Source organism: Parasphingorhabdus sp., from assembly GCF_048269915.1.
GTDB lineage: Bacteria > Pseudomonadota > Alphaproteobacteria > Sphingomonadales > Sphingomonadaceae > Parasphingorhabdus.
This window is the reverse complement of sequence record NZ_JBLWTY010000005.1, coordinates 1-19,312: the sequence shown is the minus strand read 5'-3', so window position 1 is coordinate 19,312 and position 19,312 is coordinate 1. Positions and strand designations below refer to the sequence as shown.

At 57.9% G+C, this 19,312-nt stretch carries 13 protein-coding genes; 9 read left to right on the top strand and 4 right to left on the bottom strand.

Annotation, left to right across the window (positions count from 1 at the left end; all coding sequences use genetic code 11):
• Nucleotides 1-22 precede the first annotated feature (22 nt).
• The 8 genes from cysS (at nucleotide 23) to ACN0WX_RS12210 (ending at nucleotide 15,770) form a co-directional block, all read left to right on the top strand.
• Nucleotides 23-1,474, top strand: coding sequence for a cysteine--tRNA ligase (cysS, locus tag ACN0WX_RS12245; RefSeq protein WP_417622617.1), 1,452 nt, complete (start codon nucleotides 23-25; stop codon nucleotides 1,472-1,474).
• A 108-nt stretch (nucleotides 1,475-1,582) separates the two neighbouring features.
• A complete protein-coding gene (locus ACN0WX_RS12240) occupies nucleotides 1,583-2,533 on the top strand; it encodes a D-2-hydroxyacid dehydrogenase (protein ID WP_417622616.1) in 951 nt (316 codons plus the stop codon).
• Between the two features lie 145 nt (nucleotides 2,534-2,678).
• Nucleotides 2,679-4,325 carry an acetolactate synthase large subunit gene (locus tag ACN0WX_RS12235; protein WP_417622615.1) on the top strand — a complete coding sequence of 549 codons (1,647 nt, stop codon included), beginning with the start codon at nucleotides 2,679-2,681 and terminating at the stop codon, nucleotides 4,323-4,325.
• Between the two features lie 11 nt (nucleotides 4,326-4,336).
• The gene (locus tag ACN0WX_RS12230; protein WP_417622614.1) at nucleotides 4,337-5,776 is read left to right on the top strand and encodes an aldehyde dehydrogenase family protein; all 1,440 of its coding nucleotides are present in this window, start codon (nucleotides 4,337-4,339) and stop codon (nucleotides 5,774-5,776) included.
• Nucleotides 5,777-6,089: 313 nt separating this feature from the next.
• Complete coding sequence (locus ACN0WX_RS12225; protein ID WP_417622720.1) at nucleotides 6,090-7,394, top strand: multiheme c-type cytochrome; 1,305 nt, start codon at nucleotides 6,090-6,092, stop codon at nucleotides 7,392-7,394.
• Between the two features lie 11 nt (nucleotides 7,395-7,405).
• Nucleotides 7,406-9,445, top strand: coding sequence for a heme-binding protein (locus ACN0WX_RS12220; RefSeq protein ID WP_417622613.1), 2,040 nt, complete (start codon nucleotides 7,406-7,408; stop codon nucleotides 9,443-9,445).
• A 314-nt stretch (nucleotides 9,446-9,759) separates the two neighbouring features.
• Nucleotides 9,760-11,556: a hypothetical protein gene (locus tag ACN0WX_RS12215; protein ID WP_417622719.1), complete on the top strand. Its 1,797-nt coding sequence runs from the start codon at nucleotides 9,760-9,762 to the stop codon at nucleotides 11,554-11,556.
• Between the two features lie 17 nt (nucleotides 11,557-11,573).
• The gene (locus tag ACN0WX_RS12210; RefSeq protein WP_417622612.1) at nucleotides 11,574-15,770 is read left to right on the top strand and encodes a hypothetical protein; all 4,197 of its coding nucleotides are present in this window, start codon (nucleotides 11,574-11,576) and stop codon (nucleotides 15,768-15,770) included.
• 122 nt (nucleotides 15,771-15,892) lie between these two features.
• Here the strand turns inward: ACN0WX_RS12210 and ACN0WX_RS12205 are convergent, their stop codons facing one another.
• Nucleotides 15,893-16,297 carry a glycine zipper 2TM domain-containing protein gene (locus ACN0WX_RS12205; protein WP_417622611.1) on the bottom strand — a complete coding sequence of 135 codons (405 nt, stop codon included), beginning with the start codon at nucleotides 16,295-16,297 and terminating at the stop codon, nucleotides 15,893-15,895.
• Nucleotides 16,298-16,732: 435 nt separating this feature from the next.
• Here ACN0WX_RS12205 and ACN0WX_RS12200 point away from each other — a divergent pair, with 435 nt between their 5' ends.
• Nucleotides 16,733-17,119, top strand: a complete 387-nt coding sequence (locus ACN0WX_RS12200) for a hypothetical protein (RefSeq protein ID WP_417622610.1) — start codon at nucleotides 16,733-16,735, stop codon at nucleotides 17,117-17,119.
• 10 nt (nucleotides 17,120-17,129) lie between these two features.
• Here the strand turns inward: ACN0WX_RS12200 and ACN0WX_RS12195 are convergent, their stop codons facing one another.
• The 3 genes from ACN0WX_RS12195 to ACN0WX_RS12185 all read right to left on the bottom strand — a co-directional run.
• The gene (locus ACN0WX_RS12195) at nucleotides 17,130-17,609 is read right to left on the bottom strand and encodes a DUF1294 domain-containing protein (protein ID WP_417622609.1); all 480 of its coding nucleotides are present in this window, start codon (nucleotides 17,607-17,609) and stop codon (nucleotides 17,130-17,132) included.
• Between the two features lie 188 nt (nucleotides 17,610-17,797).
• A complete protein-coding gene (locus ACN0WX_RS12190; RefSeq protein WP_417622608.1) occupies nucleotides 17,798-18,664 on the bottom strand; it encodes an HNH endonuclease in 867 nt (288 codons plus the stop codon).
• 23 nt (nucleotides 18,665-18,687) lie between these two features.
• Nucleotides 18,688-19,312, bottom strand: a 625-nt coding sequence (locus ACN0WX_RS12185) for a ribonucleotide-diphosphate reductase subunit beta (RefSeq protein WP_417622607.1), incomplete at its 5' end; no start/stop codon positions are given.

Here is a 19,312-nt window from a genome sequence, read left to right as displayed (position 1 = left end):
GAAAGCCATTAGGCGATGGACGATGACTGACACTGCCGCACATCCGCTGAAACTGTTCAACAGCCTGACCCGCCAGATGGAAGAGTTTGTGCCCGTCCATGAAGGCGAAGCACGCGTCTATACCTGCGGCCCGACGGTCTATAATTACCCGCATATCGGCAATATGCGGGCCTATGTGTTCGCGGATCTTCTCGGGCGGACGCTGAGCTGGAAGGGCTACAAGCTCACCCATGTCATCAACATCACCGATGTCGGACATCTGACCGACGATGCCGACGCTGGTGAAGACAAGCTCGAAAAAATGGCGGCTGAGAAAGCCCAGTCAATCTGGGATATCGCAAAACATTATACCGAGGCTTATTGGCAAGATATCAAGGCGCTCAATATCCGGCAACCGGCACACTGGTCGATTGCCACCGACTATGTGCCGGCGATGATCGAATATGCCAAAGGCATCGCCGAGAAACATTGCTACGAGCTGGACAGTGGCCTCTATTTCGATGTCTCTACCGTGGCAAATTACGGCACCCTCGCCCGCGCATCAACCGACGATGGCGAGGGCCGGATCGAGACGGTAGAGGGCAAGCGCAACGCCGCCGATTTCGCGATCTGGCGCAAGACACCGCCGGGCGAGAAGCGGCAGATGGAATGGGACAGCCCCTGGGGCAAGGGCGCGCCGGGCTGGCACCTGGAATGTTCGGTCATGTCGGAGGCCTTGCTCGGTCTCCCGTTCGACATCCACACCGGCGGCATTGACCATCGCGAGATTCACCATCCCAACGAGATCGCGCAGAATCAGGCGCATAGCTGCTCCGATCACTCGGGCGCAAAAATCTGGATGCACAATAATTTCCTGATCGACCGGACCGGCAAAATGTCCAAATCGTCTGGCGAATTTTTGCGAGTGCAGTTGCTGATCGACAAGGGCTTCCACCCCCTCGCCTACCGCCTGATGTGCCTGCAGGCCCATTATCGCAGCGAGCTGGAATTTAGCTGGGACAATCTGGTCGCGGCGCTGACTCGGCTGAAGCGGATCGTGATGGGCGTCGAACGGCTGCGGGAGAAAGCGGATGGACAGACAGCGACGATAGAACATCCGGCCCTCGTGCAATTGCGGGACAAGTTCGATGCCGCCCTCAGCGAGGATCTGAACAGTTCGAAATGCCTGCCGCTGCTCGAAGAACTGCTTTCGCTCAAGAAGCTGCCGGCCGGACAAAGGCTCTCGCTGCTGTCGGAGATGGACTCGGTTCTGGGCCTCCAGATGGCCACCCTGACGCGCAAGGAACTGCGGGTGCGTCCGGCAGGTGCAGAAATTGATGAAGCTGCAATCGAAGCCAAGCTCGATCAGCGTCAACAAGCCAAAGCGGAAAAGGATTTCGCAACCGCCGACACGATCCGTGATGAACTGACCGCGAAAGGCGTGGAACTGATGGACGGCGACCCGCTGCGCTGGGACTGGGCGATAGAGATTTAGATTTTTCCCTGGGGAACCTTCGTACAGACGTAGGATCCCATAAGCGCGGACGCATCGGAACGCCAGATTCCGGCCCTCGCGAAAACAGATTTTAGGAGACCGAATATCATGACCACGAAACCCAAAGCCGCCATGGCATCTCTCGTCCGTCCATTGGTCGAACCGCATTGCGGCGATTTGGATGTCACATGGTTCACCAGCACCGAGGAAGCGATGGAAGTTGCGCCGTATGCCGAGATCGGCTGGTTCGACATGTATGACAAGGAAAAGATGGCCGAGATCATCGGCGCGGCGACCAGCCTGAAATGGCTCAACAGCATCTATGCCGGAGTGGAACATTTTCCGCTCGAGCAGCTCAAGGCGCAGGGCACGATCCTGACCAACGGCGCTGGCCTGAACAGCGCTCCCATCGCCGAATTTGCGGTGATGATGATGCTGGCCGCCGCCAAGCGCAGCGATGTCATCCTCGACAACCAGCGCCAGCACAACTGGCTCGAAACACCGCCCGGCACAGCAGAAATTGACGACAGCAAGGCGCTGATCATCGGCTATGGCGGCATCGGCCAGCAGATCGCCAAAAAGCTGTCCGGCTTTGACGTCGACGTGACCGCTGTCCGGCGCACCGCGACCGGCGAGCCCAATGTCATCGGGCTGGACGACTGGCGCGACCGGCTCGGCGAATTTGACTGGGTCTTCGTTTCCGCCCCCGCCACCAGCGACACCAAACATATGTTTGGTGCGGACGAGTTTGCCGCGATGAAATCCTCCGCCTGGCTGGTCAATGTCGCGCGCGGCACATTGGTCGACCAGGATGCATTGCTTGCAGCGCTCAACAACAAGGCGATCGGCGGTGCGGCGCTCGACGTCACCGATCCCGAACCGCTGCCAGCCGACCACCCACTCTGGGACACACCCAATTGCATGATCACCATGCATCTGTCCGGACAAGCCCAAACACGCATGTTTCAGCGCGCCGCTGCCCGCTTTGTCAAAAACCTGAAACGCTACCTGGATGGCAGCGAGATGATCGCCGTGGCGGACTTTGATCGTGGATATTGAGGGGGGTGACTCACCGCCTATTTTAACTTATCAACCAAGAACATAGGGGTAAGGTGAGTCTCCTTCTTGAGGGGGATGAGAGTCATCTGGGTCGTTGCCATTCGTTCGTACAACCACTGATCATTACGATCCGGGAAGGACCCACATGACCAAAGCATCCGATCTGTTCGTAGAATGTCTCGAGAATGAAGGCGTTGAATATCTGTTCGGCGTCCCCGGCGAAGAAAATCTCGATATGCTCGACAGCCTGTCGCGCTCCAAGAAAATCAAACTTATTTTGACCCGTCACGAACAAGGTGCCGGCTTCATGGCCGCGACCTATGGCAGGCATACCGGCAAGACCGGCGTCTGCATGGCAACATTGGGACCCGGAGCGACCAATTTGGTGACCGCGGCGGCCTATGCCCAATTGGGCGGCATGCCGATCCTTATGGTCACCGGCCAGAAACCGATCAAGAAATCCAAACAGGGCCGTTTCCAGATTCTCGACGTGGTCGACATGATGGGACCGATCACAAAATTCACCCATCAGCTGGCCTCGGCCGACAATATCCCGAGCCGCGTGCGCGAGGCAATCCGCCTGGCCGAAGAAGAAAAACCCGGTGCCACCCATATCGAGTTTCCGGAAGATATCGCCGACGAGGAAACAGACTCCACTCCGATTACGCCGAGCCTGACCCGGCGACCGGTTGCCGAAGCGAAAGCCGTGCGCGCCGCAACCCAGAAAATCGAAAATGCCAAATCTCCGATCCTTGTCGTCGGTGGCGGTGCCAACCGGACGACCACCGGCCGCATGCTCACGCAATTTATCGAGAAGACCGGCATTCCCTTTGTCACCACCCAGCTTGGCAAGGGCGTGGTCGATGAAACCCACAAGGAGTTCATGGGCTGCGCGGCATTGTCCGCCAATGACTTCGTGCATCGGGCGATCGAGGCCGCGGATCTGATCATCAACGTCGGCCATGACGTGATCGAAAAGCCGCCTTTCTTCATGGCACCCGGCAGCACGGAAGTGATACACGTGTCGATGAACAGCGCCGAGGTCGATCCGGTCTATTTCCCGCAGATCGAGGTGATCGGCGATATCGGCAATGCGATCTGGCAAATGAAGGAAGATATTGTTCCTTCCGGCAGCTGGAATTTCGACGCGATGTACAAGGCGCGCCGGGCCGAGGAAGAGCATACCGATTCGATGGACGACGACATGCGCTGCCCGATCTACCCTCCCCATCTGGTGAAGGTGGTACGCGAGGCAATGCCGGCCGATGGCATCATCTGCCTCGACAACGGTGTCTACAAAATCTGGTTTGCCCGCAATTATAAAGCCCGTCAGGCGAATACCGTCCTGCTTGACAATGCGCTGGCGACAATGGGGGCCGGCCTGCCCTCGGCCATGGCGTCGGCGATGGTCTATCCCGACCGCAAGGTGATGGCGATTTGCGGCGACGGCGGCTTCATGATGAACAGCCAGGAAATGGAAACCGCCGTCCGGCTGAAACTCAACATCACCGTGCTGGTTCTCAACGACAACAGCTATGGCATGATCCGCTGGAAGCAGGCGAACATGGGCTTCAAGGACTGGGGCCTGACCTATGGCAATCCCGACTTTGTCAAATATGCCGAGGCTTATGGTGCTAATGGCTACCGGATCAGCAGCGCCAAGAACCTGCAGGAAACGATCGACCATTGTCTCGGCACCGAAGGCGTTCATCTGATCGATTGCCCGGTCGACTATTCCGATAATGATCGTATCTTGAATCACGAAATCAAGGAACTCAGCGCAAAGGTTTGATCGAGACCCATATGACCAAGTTAAAAGACGTCTATCCGCTTTATCTCAACAATGAAGCGGTGCAGCCGAATACAGATTTGGAAGTGACTGACAAATTCACGAATGAAGTCGCTTTCCGCACGGCCGTAGCCACACCCGATATTATCGAACAAGCAATCGCCGGTGCGGTGACCGCTGCCGAGCCAATGGCCGCGATGGCGAGCTTCGAACGGCAGAATTTGCTGCAACATTGCGTTGACCGGTTCAAGGAGCGGTTCGACGAGCTGGCCTATTCGCTATGCGTGGAGGCGGGCAAGCCGATCAAGGATGCGGAAGGCGAAGTCGGACGCCTGATCGATACGTTCCGCATCGCCGCGGAAGAATCCGTGCGCAATTACGGTGAAGTCCAGCCGCTGGACATTTCAGCACGCGCCAAAGGCTATATGGGGATGTGGAAACGCGTCCCGATAGGACCGTGCAGTTTCATTTCTCCCTTCAATTTCCCGCTCAATCTCGCAGCGCATAAAATTGCGCCAGCGATTGCAGTGGGTTGTCCGTTCGTGATGAAACCGGCCAGCAAGACACCGCTGGGCGCGATCATCATGGGCGAGATATTGGCAGAGACCAATCTGCCAAAAGGCGCCTTCTCGATTTTGCCCGCAAGTCGGGATGGCGCCGATTTATTCACCGTCGACGAGCGTCTGAAACTCCTGTCGTTTACCGGCTCGCCGGGTGTTGGCTGGGACTTGAAGGCCAAGGCCGGAAAGAAGAAAGTGGTTCTCGAACTGGGTGGCAATGCCGCAGTGATCGTCGACCATGACGCCGATCTCGATGATGCGCTCGAACGGATTGTCTTTGGCGCATTTTATCAATCCGGCCAAAGCTGCATCGGTGTACAGCGCATCATTATTCATGAAAGCGTCTACGACAAGTTCAAGGACATGCTGGTTGCCAAGACCAAGACGCTGGTCTCTGGCGATCCGAAGGATCGCGACACATTCATCGGTCCGATGATTTCCGAAGGCGAAGCCAGCCGGCTGCACGGCTGGATCGAAAGCGCCGTGGCCGGTGGTGCGAAGCTGCTGTGTGGCGGCAACCGGACCGGCAATATGCTCGAAGCCACGCTGCTCGAAAATGTCGACACCAATGCGGACGCCTATCGCGAAGAGGCATTTGGTCCGCTCGCCCTGCTCTCCAAATTCAGCGATTTCGGTGCGGCGCTGAACGAGGTGAACGACAGCAAGTTCGGTTTGCAGGCCGGCATTTTCACCCGCGACCTGTTCAAGTCGCTTGATGCATGGGATCATCTTGATGTTGGCGGCGTAGTGATTAACGACGTGCCGTCCTACCGCGTCGACAATATGCCATATGGCGGCGTCAAGGATAGCGGTCTTGGCCGCGAGGGCATAAGATTTGCAATGGAGGACATGACAGAAATCCGCAATTTGGTGATCCGCCGCAAACCCGGTTGAGAACTCGCTCAATTCCGTCGCGATTTGGCGACAATATGTGACAAACTGCACATGTATCGCGTATCAAATGACTAGAAAATAACAGAAATTGGTCGATTTTCGGTTGCATTGGGCTGAAACTGGGGGATAAGTGTCATGGTCGTTCGGGGAAACGGCAAAGGGTCGCGTCGTGCTGAATGAGGGGACCGGTTTCGAACCGGAATGGGCAACGATGCAAACGAGGAAACAATTTTCGTGGGTACCAGGCTGGCCAGCGCTGGCCGCCAGCCTGTTCTGCTCGGCGCTTGCCGGGACAGCGCTGTTCCTCTCGTCCATGGTAAACCCGACACCGGTCGAGGCCGCCACGGATTTGACCGACGGCACCTATCTGGGTGTGGCGACTTGCGGTGGCACGACCTGCCACGGCAGACAGGAAGCCGATGGCAAGATTGTCCGGCAGGACGAAATCATGCGCTGGCAGGAAGAATCCACGCCCGGCGGAGCCCATAGCCGCGCTTTCCGCGTCTTACGCGAACCGCGCAGCATCGCGATTGCCAAGCGTCTCGGCCTGAAGGATGCGGCATCAGCACCGGAATGCCTGGGTTGCCACAGCACCGCAGCCGCCCGCAAAGGTCCGCGATTCCAGCGCAATGATGGCGTCGGCTGCGAATCATGCCATGGCCCATCCTCGGCCTGGCTTGCGAGCCATTACGCCGTGGGTGCGAACCACGCGCGCAATGTGTCGCAGGGGCTGGTGCCACTCGACAATCCCAAGGCGCGGGCCAGCGTCTGCCTCGACTGTCATTTCGGCAGCGCCAAAAAGGGTCAATTTGTCGATCACCGGATCATGGCCGCCGGTCATCCGCGCATCTCCTTCGAGATGGACCTGTTCTCGACCCTGCAGCAACATCATGACGAGGACGTCGACTATATCCGCCGCAAAGGTCGCACCAACAGCGTCCAGTTCTGGGCTGTGGGTCAAGCCATGGCGCTGGAACGTTCGTTAAATCTGTTCACCAAACCGGCCCTTGCCACAGAAGGCATATTCCCGGAATTTTATTTTTACGATTGTCATAGCTGCCATCGCCGGATCTATGACGACGCGTCCGCCCGTCCGACGTCCGTCGCCAATCCCGGACGTTCGATCCCTGAAGGCATGCCGCCTTATAATGACGAGAATATGATCATGCTCAGCGCGGCTATCAAAGTGGCAGCGCCGGACATTGCGGGCGAATTCGACGGCCGGTCGAAGGCATTTCATGCCGCCATGGCGCAAGGCCGCGGTCCTGCGGTTGAGGAAGCCGCCCGTTTGCGGCAATATGCTACCAAGCTTGCGGACCGTTTCTCCCGCGCCAGCTTTGGCCGCGATCAGACGTTCCAGATCATGGAAACCATCGCCGGTCAGGCAATCTCGCCGCGCTTCACCGATTATGAAGGCAGCGTACAGGCGGTCATGGCGATCGACACATTGCTCAACGGACTGGTCAATAGCGGTCAGGTCAGCGAATCCGCAGCCGCCAGCCTCCGCGGCCAGATCAATGTTGCTTATGCTGCCGTCGCCGAACCCAATGGTTACGAGCCGCTGAAATTTCGCCGCGCGCTGGGCAGCGCCGTCCGCACGATCCGGTCGCTCAGATAAGGGATTTGGTGATGCGCAAACCCTTTTTCACCTCCGCCATTTCTGCTGCAGCACTGCTGCTGACCTCATGTGGCGGCGGTGGTGACAGCAATGATTTTGGCGGCACACCATCGCCATCGCCCGCTCCAACACCGGCCCCGACACCGCCGCCAACCGGAACCGGCGGCCTGTTCACGCCACCGGCACAAAGGTCACTGACGGTAACCGATGTACAAACAATCATCGCCCAGGCCGTTGGTGAGGCTCAGGCCCGCAACCTGCCGTCGGTAATCGCCGTGGTCGACCGCGTTGGTAATGTGCTGGCCGTATATGACATGAACGGTTCGAACAACGGCTCGACCGAGATCACGATCAGCAACAGGCAGATTGGCGGCCTCGCCGGTCCGGCAGATCTTGTCGGGCTGCAGGGCCAGCAAGTCCCGGCTGCGGCGGCGGCGATAGCCAAGGCGGTAACCGGAGCCTATCTGTCAAGCAGCGGCAACGCCTTTTCTTCGCGAACCGCCAGCCAGATCGCCCAGGAACATTTTCCGCCAGCACCGACCACCGTCGGTCTCGAAAGCGGACCCCTTTTCGGCGTACAGTTCAGCCAGCTTCCCTGTTCGGACCTGTCGCAGCGTTTCAGTTCCATGGGCGGAACCGGAGCGCTGATCGGCCCGAAAAGATCGCCGCTTGGCCTGGCCGCCGATCCCGGCGGACTGCCGCTCTATAAGGACGGCGTCGTCGTTGGCGGCATCGGTGTCATGGGCGACGGTGACTATGGCTTCGACCCCAATATTCTGGATGTCGATGTTGATGACGAGGAAGCCATCGCCCTTGCCGGAACGCAGGGCTTTGCGCCGCCCGCGTCGATTACTGCCAACCGGATATCCGTTGATGGCACATCCTTGCGCTTCAGCGATATGGTTGTCTCCGACCTGTCGCCGCTGCAGAATAATTTTGCCGCCATAAACAATATCGCCATCGGCCAGCTGATCGCCGTCAAGGGCTATACCAATGGCCCGATCGTCGCCGGCACCGCTTATGGAACGGAAGCATCCGGCATCCGGGCCTCGAAGGCGACCGAATTCAAAAATAGCGATGCCTTCGTGCTGACCGACGGAACCGGCGCCAATCGCTATCCGATCCGCGGCGGCACCGATGCGGCGGCGGTGACCGCTCCGCTAACCGCAAGCGAAGTGCGTGCGATATTGGAAGAAGCATTCCTTGTGGTCAGCCGTGCCAGAGCGCAGATCCGCCAGCCGCTGGACAGCCGAATGCAGGCCACCGTCAGCGTCGTCGATACCCATGGCCAGATATTGGGCATCGTGCGGACACCTGACGGTCCGATTTTCGGCACCGACGTGTCGCTGCAAAAGGCGAGAACAGCGGCCTTTTTCTCGAATACGGTCGCGGGCCAGCAATTGCTCGCAACACCGGTCTTCGCTCCCTTCGCCAATGTGCCGGCCCATGTGCAGCGGGTGCGCAATTTTCTTGGCGATCCCAATGCCCTGACCGGGACCGTCGCTTTCGCCGATCGTTCGGGAGGCAATCTGTCCCGGCCTTATTTTCCGGATGGCGAAATCGGGCGCCCGCCCGGACCGCTGTCGATCGAACAGTCCTCCCGGTTCAGCCCGTTCGCGGTCGGCCTGCAGCTTGATCTGGTCTTTCCCAACATCGTGCAGCATGTGGCCTTTGTCCGGTCCAACGGGGCCAGCGCCGACACGGACCAGCGCTGCACGCAATTGCCGGCCATAGGCGGAACCGGCGGACAGGTCCGTCTCTCCAACGGAATCCAGATTTTTCCCGGCAGCGTCCCGATCTATCGCGGTGACAAGCTCATCGGTGGTATCGGCGTTTCCGGCGATGGCATTGATCAGGACGATATGGCCAGCTTCCTCGGGCTGTATAACGCCGGCCAGCGCGTCGGCAGCATCGGCCACGCGCCAAAGGCAATTCGCGCCGACAATATCGTTGTCGATCTGGGCAATGCCAATGTCCGGTTGCGCTACGTGAACTGCCCCTTCGCGCCGTTCCTCGACAGCAACGAACAAAATGTCTGCGAGGGGCTGTAGGACTGATGGCGGGACTCTCAGCCTCCTTTGTACCGATCCTGGCGGTGATGTCGGGCCAAGCCGAGCAGATGGAGTCTCAACGCGCCTCGGTCGAGGATATGGAAGCGTCTTTGACGGCTTTGCTGGCGGGGGAAAAATTTGACTGGATTCGTACAAAATCTGTCGATTTTGGTCCACAAACGGGCATGGGTGGACCAGATTTGGACGAAGAAGAGGCAGAAAAGGACGAAAAAGCTGCAGCTGCCCCTTCTACCCCAAAAGATGCTTCCAATTCTTCCAATCCGGAGCAATCCGAAACACCAGATCAACTGGAAATGGACGTTGATAGCCTGACAGCCGATGACGCCCTGATCGACGGTCGCCGCCGACCGGGTGTTCAGAAAACGCTGCCCGATCCAGTGACCCAGAATAATCCCGGTGCCGTCAACGCACCACCGCCGGAAGCCTTCCCGACCGACGAATTCCCGGTCCCCGACCGCTGGCGGATCATGCAGAGCCTCTGCCCCGCCAAGGGCGGCGATGAGGCGATCTATACCTTGTTCGGAGCGCTGCGGAACAACTGCCACAGCACGCTCAATCCCTATAACCAGAATGTTCTCAAGGGCGACAAGCCGATCCCGGCCGACAAGAGACCCGGTTTTCTGAAAGGCGATGACTGGTTCTTCGTCGCCAATGTGATTTCCGATACGGTCGTCGAACCCCGCAGTTTTCCCATCCCCGTCGGCGTACAGACCACCGAGCGTCCGAACAGTATCGACGTCTTCGGACGCTCCGGTTCGGAAGTCTATGCCCAGACGTTCATCACCGGTTTTGCCCTGATCAAGGGCTCCACCGCCTACAAACCGCCCGATGTGGAATATCGGCTGACGCTGGCCACGCAGGTCAATCATGTGAACGTGCCGGAACGCCGGGTCCTGTTCGTCGAGCCGTCGAAACCGTCGCACCGCACCGACTGGTTTGTCGGCGTGCAGGAAGCGTTTTTCGACTATCATATCCGCAACACTTCGGCGCGCTATGACTTTGACAGTTTCCGCATCGGTATCCAGCCGATGCAGGCAGATTTCCGCGGCTTCCTGTTCCAGGACAATCAGCTCGGCTTCCGCCTGTTCGGCACCCGTGACAATAACCGAGTGCAATATAATCTCGGCGCCTTCGTCCAGCTGGAAAAAGACACCAATTCCGGCCTCAACGATATCACCCAGACCCCGCGCGAAAGCTATATTTTCTTCGCCAATCTATACCGGCAGGATTTGCCCTTTGTCGGCCTGACCAGTCAGTTCAGCGTCACCTATAATATGAACCGCGAAAAGTCCGATGTCGAAATTGACGATAATGGATTTCCGGTACGTCCGGCGCTGCTTGGCGACCTCAGGGGCCGCGCCTATGATGTCGTTTATCCCGGCTATGCCTTTGACGGCCGGATCGGACGGATCAACCTCACCGGGCAGGTTTACGGCGCCTTTGGCGAGGATCGCAACAGCTTCTTCACCAGCGAACCGGCGAAAATCGAAGCCTATTTCGGTGCGCTGGAAGCCAGCTATGACGTCGACTTCCTGCGCTTCCGCGCCTCCGGCCTGTTCGCCAGCGGTGACGGCAATCCCTATAATAATACCGAAGCCGGTTTTGATGCGATCTTCGAAAATCCGATTTTCGCCGGAGCCGACACCAGCTACTGGATCCGCCAGACCATCCCGTTCGCCGGCGGCGGCCGGGTGATCTCGATCAACGGCCGCAATGGTATCCTCAATTCGCTGCGTTCCTCCAAGGAGCAGGGTCAGAGCAATTTCAACAATCCCGGCACGATATTGACCGGCGTTGGCGTCGATGCCGACCTGACTCCCGATTTCAGGCTTTCCGGCAATGCCAATCATCTCTGGTTCCACAAGACAGAAAGCCTGGAAGCCTTGCGCGTCGAAGGGTCGATTCCGAAGGACATCGGCTGGGATCTGTCGCTGGCTGCCATCTACCGCCCGAAAGCCACGCAGAATATGGTATTCCGCCTCTCGGGCGCTGCTTTGATACCCGGAAAAGGATTCAAGGATTTGTTCGACCAGACCGATAAACGCGACTTCCACTATTCGATCCTGCTCAACGCGATACTGGCTTTCTGATGCGCTGGCGGAACCTCATGACCGGCAATAGCAAATTGATCCTCGCGGGACTGGGCGCCTTGGCCCTGACCGTCACTCCGGCCTCGTTGTTGCTGGCGGCAGGCAAGGAAATGCCGCAAAAGGTCGATTATAGTTTCACGCCCCCTGCCCCGCAAAACCAGACCTGGGACGAAGCGCAGGTCAAGAGCAGCGGCTGCCAGACCTGTCATACCGACAGCGACCAGAAGACCATGCACGAGACCCCTGCCGTGGTTCTCGGCTGTGTTGATTGTCATGGCGGCGATGCCAGCGTGGTCGGCGACAATAGCTGGGGCAAGAACAGTCTCGCCTATATGGATGCGCTGACAAAAGCCCATGTCCTGCCCAAATATCCGGAAAGCTGGCACTGGCCATCCTCCGCCAATCCCAAGCGCAGCTATTCGTTGCTCAATAAGGAATCCCCGGAATTTGTACGGTTTGTCAATCCGTCAGACTATCGGGTGGCGCGCGAATCCTGCGGTGCCTGCCATATGGAAATCATTGAAGCGTCCGAGCGGTCGCTGATGGCCACCGGCGCGATGCTCTGGGGCGGGGGTGCCTATAATAACGGTATTGTCCCGTTCAAAAATTATGTTTTCGGCGAGGCTTACACCCGCACGGGCGAACCCGCGACGATCAAGTCGCCGGGTAATCCGCACGGCACGGTGACCGATGCCGAGAAGAAGCGTGGCGCGCTGCCGATTCTTTATCCTCTGCCAACCTGGCATACGGTTCCGCCGGGAGATATTTTCCGCGTGTTCGAGCGTGGCGGGCGCAATATCAACACCCAGTTCCCGGAAATCGGACTTCCCAATATCGGCGGCATCATCCAGCGGCTGGAAGAGCCCGGCCGACCCGACCTGAAGCAATCCAATCGCGGCCCCGGCACCGGCCTGCGCGTTGCCATCCCAGTACTCAATATTCACAAGACCAGGCTCAATGACCCGTTCATGTGGTTCATGGGAACCAATGACCAGCCGGGCGATTATCGCCAGTCGGGCTGCGCCGGCTGTCACGTTGTCTATGCCAATGACCGCGAACCGCGGCACAGCTCGATCTGGGCAAAATATGGCCGCGACGGCCAGACCCAGACCGTCGACCCGACGATCCGCAATCTGAAAGAGGGCGAACATCGTTTCGGCAGCTACGGTACCTATGATGCTTCGCATGGTGCAAAAGGCGGCCATGGTGGTGAACATGACACAAAAGCAGATTCACATGGTGAAGATGTCGGCCATGGCGAAAGCAAAGGCCATGGCGATGAACATGCGAAAGACATAGACCCTGCAACGCGGGAGAAAGGTCATCCGCTGCAACATGCTTTCACCCGTGCCATCCCGACCGCCCAGTGCATGAACTGCCACATGCACCAGCCGAATATCTTCCTGAACAGTTATCTTGGCTACACCATGTGGGATTATGAATCCGATGCACCCTATATGTGGCCGGGGCCTGACAACAAGACGCCCAAGCCGGAAGGCATGAGTGACGCGGAATATGAGAAAAAATACAAGCAGCAGAAATATCCGACAGCAGCAGAAGTCCGGGCCGTTCTCGACCGCAATCCGGAGGGTGCCTCGCCCAAGGGGCTCTGGGCTGACATTGATTTCCTGCGCAACGTCTATGATCTGAACAGTGAGACCAAGGATACACAATTTGCCGACTATCACGGTCACGGCTGGAATTTCCGGGCGATCCTGAAACGTGACCGCGACGGCAATTTGCTCGACGCGGAAGGGAACCAGGCAAGCTACAGTACCGATACCGACAATATCGTCGCCAATGATGATCCGGAAAAATTCCGCAAGAAAGGCGAAGGGCAATTTGTCGAACCGGGCACCAATCCCGGCAAATCGGTCCATATGATGAGCATCCATGCCGAAGTCGGCATGCAATGTGCGGACTGCCACTTTGCCCAGGACAGCCATGGCAATGGACTGATCTACGGCGAAGTTGCCAATGCCGTCGAAATCAGCTGCAAGGATTGCCATGGCACGGCCGACGCCTATCCGACCCTGCTGACCAGCAATCTGGCAGCGCGGCCGAAAGGCAAGAACCTCGGTCTGCTCCGCAATCCCAATGGCGAGCGGCGTTTTGAATGGTTCGAGGATCCCAACGGCAGCCGGGTGCTGATCCAGCGCTCGATTGTCGATCCCGATCTCAGCTGGCGGGTCAGCCTTGTCAAAGACAGCGTCAACCGGTCGCACCCCGATTTCAATCTCAAGGCCGCGCGGGCGAAACTCATGTCCAAATCCGGTGCAGAAACGGGACAATTTGCCTTCGGCAGCGGTGTATTGAAAGAGGATCGGGCGCATAAAGATGAAAATATGGTCTGCTTCACCTGCCATCTGAGCTGGACAACCAGCTGTGGCGGCTGCCACTTACCGATCGAGGCAAACTGGCAGGCCGACAGCCACAAATATGAAGGCGGCACGACACGGAACTATGCGACCTATAACCCGCAGGTCGCCCGCGACCAGATGTTCCAGCTCGGCCGCCACCAGACCAGCAAGGGCAATATTATCGCCCCGGTTCGTTCGACTTCGGCTCTGGTTCTATCCTCGACCAATATCAACCGCGAACGCATCTATGTGCAGCAGCCGCCGATTTCCGGCATCGGCTTCTCGTCGCAAGCTTTCGCACCGCATTTCCCGCACACCGTGCGCAAGACCGAGAGCAAGCAATGTTCCGACTGTCACGTCAGTGCCGCCAATGACAATAATGCGATCATGGCGCAAACGCTGTTACAGGGAACGAATTTCGTGAACTTCGTTGGCCTCCACGCCTGGGTCGGTCTGGAAAAGGGCTTTGAAGCGGTCCGGGTGACGGAGTGGGACGAGCCACAGGCGGTTATCGGCTCCTATCTCCAGAAATATGCCTATCCCGACTATTGGCGGATGCACGTCGAGAACAATGACCGGGAGCTGATCAACTGGGTCCGCGGCGAGCGACTGGACAAGGACCTGTCCGGCGAGACCAAGGCACTCGAAGAATTCAAGAATGTCATTCAGGGAACCGGCGATGCCGTCCGCTGTCTGCAATTGCGCGGCGAATATATGTTCGTGGCGGAAGGCAAAGGCGGTTTCCGCGCCTATGATGTTGCCTCGATCGGCAACAAGGGATTTTCGGAACGTATCGTCAAAGCGCCCTTCTCGTCGCTGGGTCATGACACCCATGTCGACACAAAGAACGCAACCTGCATGGCGCTGGCAACCAACCAGCCGATTGCGCCAACCCGCAACACCAAGGAATTGCGGGAGATTAACGAAGAGCAGCCATTCCACCCCATCTACAATTATGCAGTGGTCACCGACAGCGAGGAAGGCCTGATCCTGGTCGACATCAACACTTTGGCCGATGGCGAATTCCGCAACAATTTCTTCAAGCGCAGCCTGACCTGGAATGAAGGCGGCGTACTGGATGGCGCGCAGCATATCACGCTGGCTGGCCATTATGCCTATATCACGACGCGGGCGGGCCTGACTTTGATCGATCTAGACAAGCCGTTGAAACCCCGTCACGTGATCACCATCCCAATGACCGACGCGCGGGCATCGGCGCTGCAATTCCGCTATCTTTGGGTCACGGATGCCGAAGGTGTGAAGCTGTTTGATGTTACGGATATGGAAATGCCGGTGGCCGTGCCATCCGGCACGATAGCGCTCCGCAACGCCCGGCGCCTCTATCTCGCCCGTACCTATGCCTATATCGCGGCCAAGGAAGAAGGGCTGGTGATCGCGAATATCACCAAGCCGGAAGCGCCTGTTGTCTACCGGAAAGAGACATTCGGTGGCACGATGAACGATGCGGAAGATGTGATTGTCGGGTCGACCAATGCTACCCTGTTTGCCTATGTTGCCGATGGTCGCAATGGCCTGAAAGTGATCCAGCTGACCTCGCCCGATAGCCAGAAAAACTATTATGGCTTCTCTCCGGCACCGAAGCCGGAACTTATCGCCTTTGCCCGAACACCCAAACCGGCCCTAGCCTTGTCCAAGGGACTGGACCGTGACCGGGCAGTGGATGAGACGGGTGGCCAGATGGCCGTCTTCGGGCGGCTGGGTTCTCGCCCGTTCACCCGTAGCGAAATGCAGCGCTTCTACCTGAACAGCAAGGGCAAGCCCTATTTTGTCAAGGACGAGGCCGATCTGGCAGACTGGATCGGACCGGTACCGGCAATGCTCGCCAAACGATAAAACGGGGGCCGCGCTATTTGACAGCACCGGCCCCCTGTCCTCCGCTACGCTACTCGGAGGCATTATAGCCCCTGCGTCCGGAGACGCAGGGTGATAACGAGATTGCTTGTGAACCGAAAAGGTCAGCAGTTGCCGTCGATCGCGCGACCGGCCAACGCGCCGACGGCGCCGCCGATAATCGTACCTTCGGTCTTGTCACCGCGGCCAGCGATTTCATTGCCAAGCAGACCACCGGCGATCGCGCCGATAATCGTGCCGCCGGTGCCGCGGTCGCAGCCCCGATAGCGCCGATCGCTATAATAACGATTGTCGCGGTAGCGGCGCTGGTCGCGATAGTCGCGGCGATCCTGATAACGGTCACCACGATAATAATCTCCGCGCCGATATTCGCGATATCCATTGCCGCGGACTTGCTCGTAATAGCCGCCGTTATAATAGCCGCCACGCGCTTCCGCCGGCGAAGCAACAGCCATGGTTGCAATAGCCGCCGTTGAAATCGCCAAACTTCCCAAAATCTTGTTGATCATAATCTTCACTCCAAAAGGGGTTATCCAAACCCCGAATCAATTACTGCCCGACAATTGAAGCTCTAGCGGAGCCGTCTTGTCCGAAGACTGAATGGCGATTTTATCTCAGGTTCATATTCGAGGCTATTTTCCTGAATATGAAACAGTCCCGGATAAGCGGGACAAATTCCTGGGCGGCGGCGAGGATAAAATGGGGGCACAGATTCTATGATGGACCGGGCCTGAACTTTACAAACTTGACAGTGTTAAAAGGAAAAATATCCGCCCCTCCCGAAATCGTGATTTTTGGTTTTTTATCAGAAGGTTCAACGAGGATGAGAGCAGGCCCTAACATGATCTGACTTTTAGCATAAACGAAGGCTGTAGGACAGAGATCCGAACCGGGAAATACCCGCAAGGGATAGCAAATGCCGACAGTCCTGATATTCCTTCCGGATGAAAAAATATCGCGAGACTATCGGCTGGGGCGCGATCGCCGTCGCGGCGCTCAATTTTCTCCCCCTTCCCCTGCCCGCACTGCCCCCGATGCTGTCGGCATCTGCCCTCCTGCTGCTGCCGGCGATCGGCCCGGTGCTGATCATGCTTTCGCCGATGCTGCTGTTTGCCGCCGGGATCGGGCTGGTCAAGGGCTGGGATGGCGGGCGCAAGCTATTTGTTGTCTGGGCGGTGATTGGCGGACTGGCGGCGCTCGGCGGCTTGCAATATACCCCTGCCGATTCGGTAGTGGATCTGGCGGTTATCGTGGCCTGTCTGGTGGTGATCCTGTGGCAGGATAGCCGACGGTTGCTGTGGCGGTTTAAGGGCCGGATGCGGCGATGGTGAGCCGCCGCTACTAACGCCCGCGATAGGGCTCGCAGGCGATGCCGTCATTGTCGCGGTCGAGCGGCGTCCGGTAGCCGGGATCGCCCCGATAGAGCGGCGCGGCGCCGGCGCTGCGGGCGGCGGTGCAATTGGGATAATAGGCGCTGGATTGCGGCCGCTGGGCGAAGGCCTGCACCTTCCCGGCCTGCGCCGGTGCGGACAGACCGCCCGGTTCGTAGAAATAGACGCCGCAAAAGGTCAGGCCGACCAGCTGGATCATCGCGATATTCTGCAATCTGCTGTTGAACGGCTGCTTGCGGGTCTTGTGGCGAAACAAAGCCCGGCCGGCATAAGCGCGGAGAAAACCGCCAAAGAGCGCAAACTTCAACAGAGTCGCCTCCGACACCCGCCACCGGAATTTTTCCGCCTGAATCTTGTCCCAGCCGAACAGGAGAAAGGTCCATCCGTTGATCAGGATGACAGCCAGCAGAATGTTGGTCGCGGTCAGCATCGGCCAAATTTACGGGAACATGCTTAAATTTTGGTGAAACTGGGAGCGTCCGTCGAATAGATCGTCATTCTGAAGATAGGATCGTCATCCCCGCGCAGGCGGGGATCCAGTGAATGAACAAGGCCGCTTCGCGACATTTTTTCGGACGAGATTCCCGCCTGCGCGGGAATGACAATGGGTGATTCCAACTAGCGTTTGAAACAATTCTCCCGATGCCATTCCAGAAAGTGAGGATATGGACGCATTTTGGGATCATCAGGAGCCACGGCTTTTCTGGTCGGCAACAAGAGGCGATCAATACTGCCGATATCATTCACGTGTCGTGAAACCATGATCGAAAAATCGTCCCCCAACGACAGCAAGCCACGATCAAACATCCAATGCATCGTTCCGCACAGCGCAAGCCCATTATTTACGCTGTCGGGTCCTTTGGCGGATACAGGTTTTATATGTGCTGCTTCCACTTCAGCACGCCCACCTCCGTTGATAAATTGCAAACCAGTGAAAGCGCAGCGTCGGTCATAGGCCCGAATGATGGCCTTGCGAAAATTCGCATCTCTCGCCGTTCTGGAGGTAAGAATTCTCTCGCGGTCCTGTTCGCTTGCAAACAAATATGGCGCACGCTCTTCGGCCAAGGTGGAATTGTCGGCAAAATCTGTTCGCGGAAGTACGGATGGATCTTCGCCCAGACCGAGATTGATAATTCGCACAAAATCTTCGGCTATCAACGGTCTAACGGCAGCCTGTGCATTTCGTAGGCCTGTCTCGACCAGTTTTCCGTCGATCCGATGGGGAACATTCTGACCAAAATCGAGATAGCTGCCCGGTTCAATCAATGCGAGAAAGTGATCCGGTGTCGTGGGATCAGGAACAATATCTTCGACGAACGCAACTGCATAAAACCCCCGCCCACCGGCTTTTACCGGCTCGTAGTAAACTGCCCAATCACCCTTAAACAGGGACGCACGGGACAAATAGTTTTTGGGAAACTGATAATGCTCGTCCGGTCTGTCGGCATAGTGCGTATCGCGGCGATGAACGAAGACCCCAGCCATTCTGGTTCAGGACCTGATGCCCCCTACTCCGCAGCAACCCCCGCCTCTTCAAACATATCCGGCCCGTCATCGGCGACGGCTTCGTCCTCGTTCGCGACCTTGCCCTTGCGCTGGTCGAAGCTGTTCCAGACGGTGTTCCAGTCGCCCTTGGTCGCGCCTTTTGAATATTCGGTGGCGCGGGTTTCGAAGAAGTTGGCGTGTTCGACACCGTTCAGCAATGGCGCGAGCCAGGGTAGCGGATGGTCCTCGATCATGTAGATCGGCTGGAAGCCCAGCTGGCCGAGGCGCCAGTCGGCGATGTAGCGGATATAGCGCTTGATTTCCTTGGCGGTCATGCCGGTGACCGGGCCGTCGCTGAACGCGAGGTCGATGAAGGCGTCTTCCAGCCGCACGGTCTTCTGGCAGCAGTCGATGATGTCGTCGCGCACCGACTTGGTCAGGCAGTCGCGTTCCTCGACGAAGGTGTGGAACATCTTGATGATGCCCTCGCAGTGCAGGCTTTCGTCGCGGACCGACCAGGAGACGATCTGGCCCATGCCCTTCATCTTGTTGAAGCGCGGGAAGTTCATCAGCATGGCGAAGCTGGCGAACAGCTGCAGCCCTTCGGTGAAGCCGCCGAACATCGCCAGCGTCTTGGCGATATCCTCG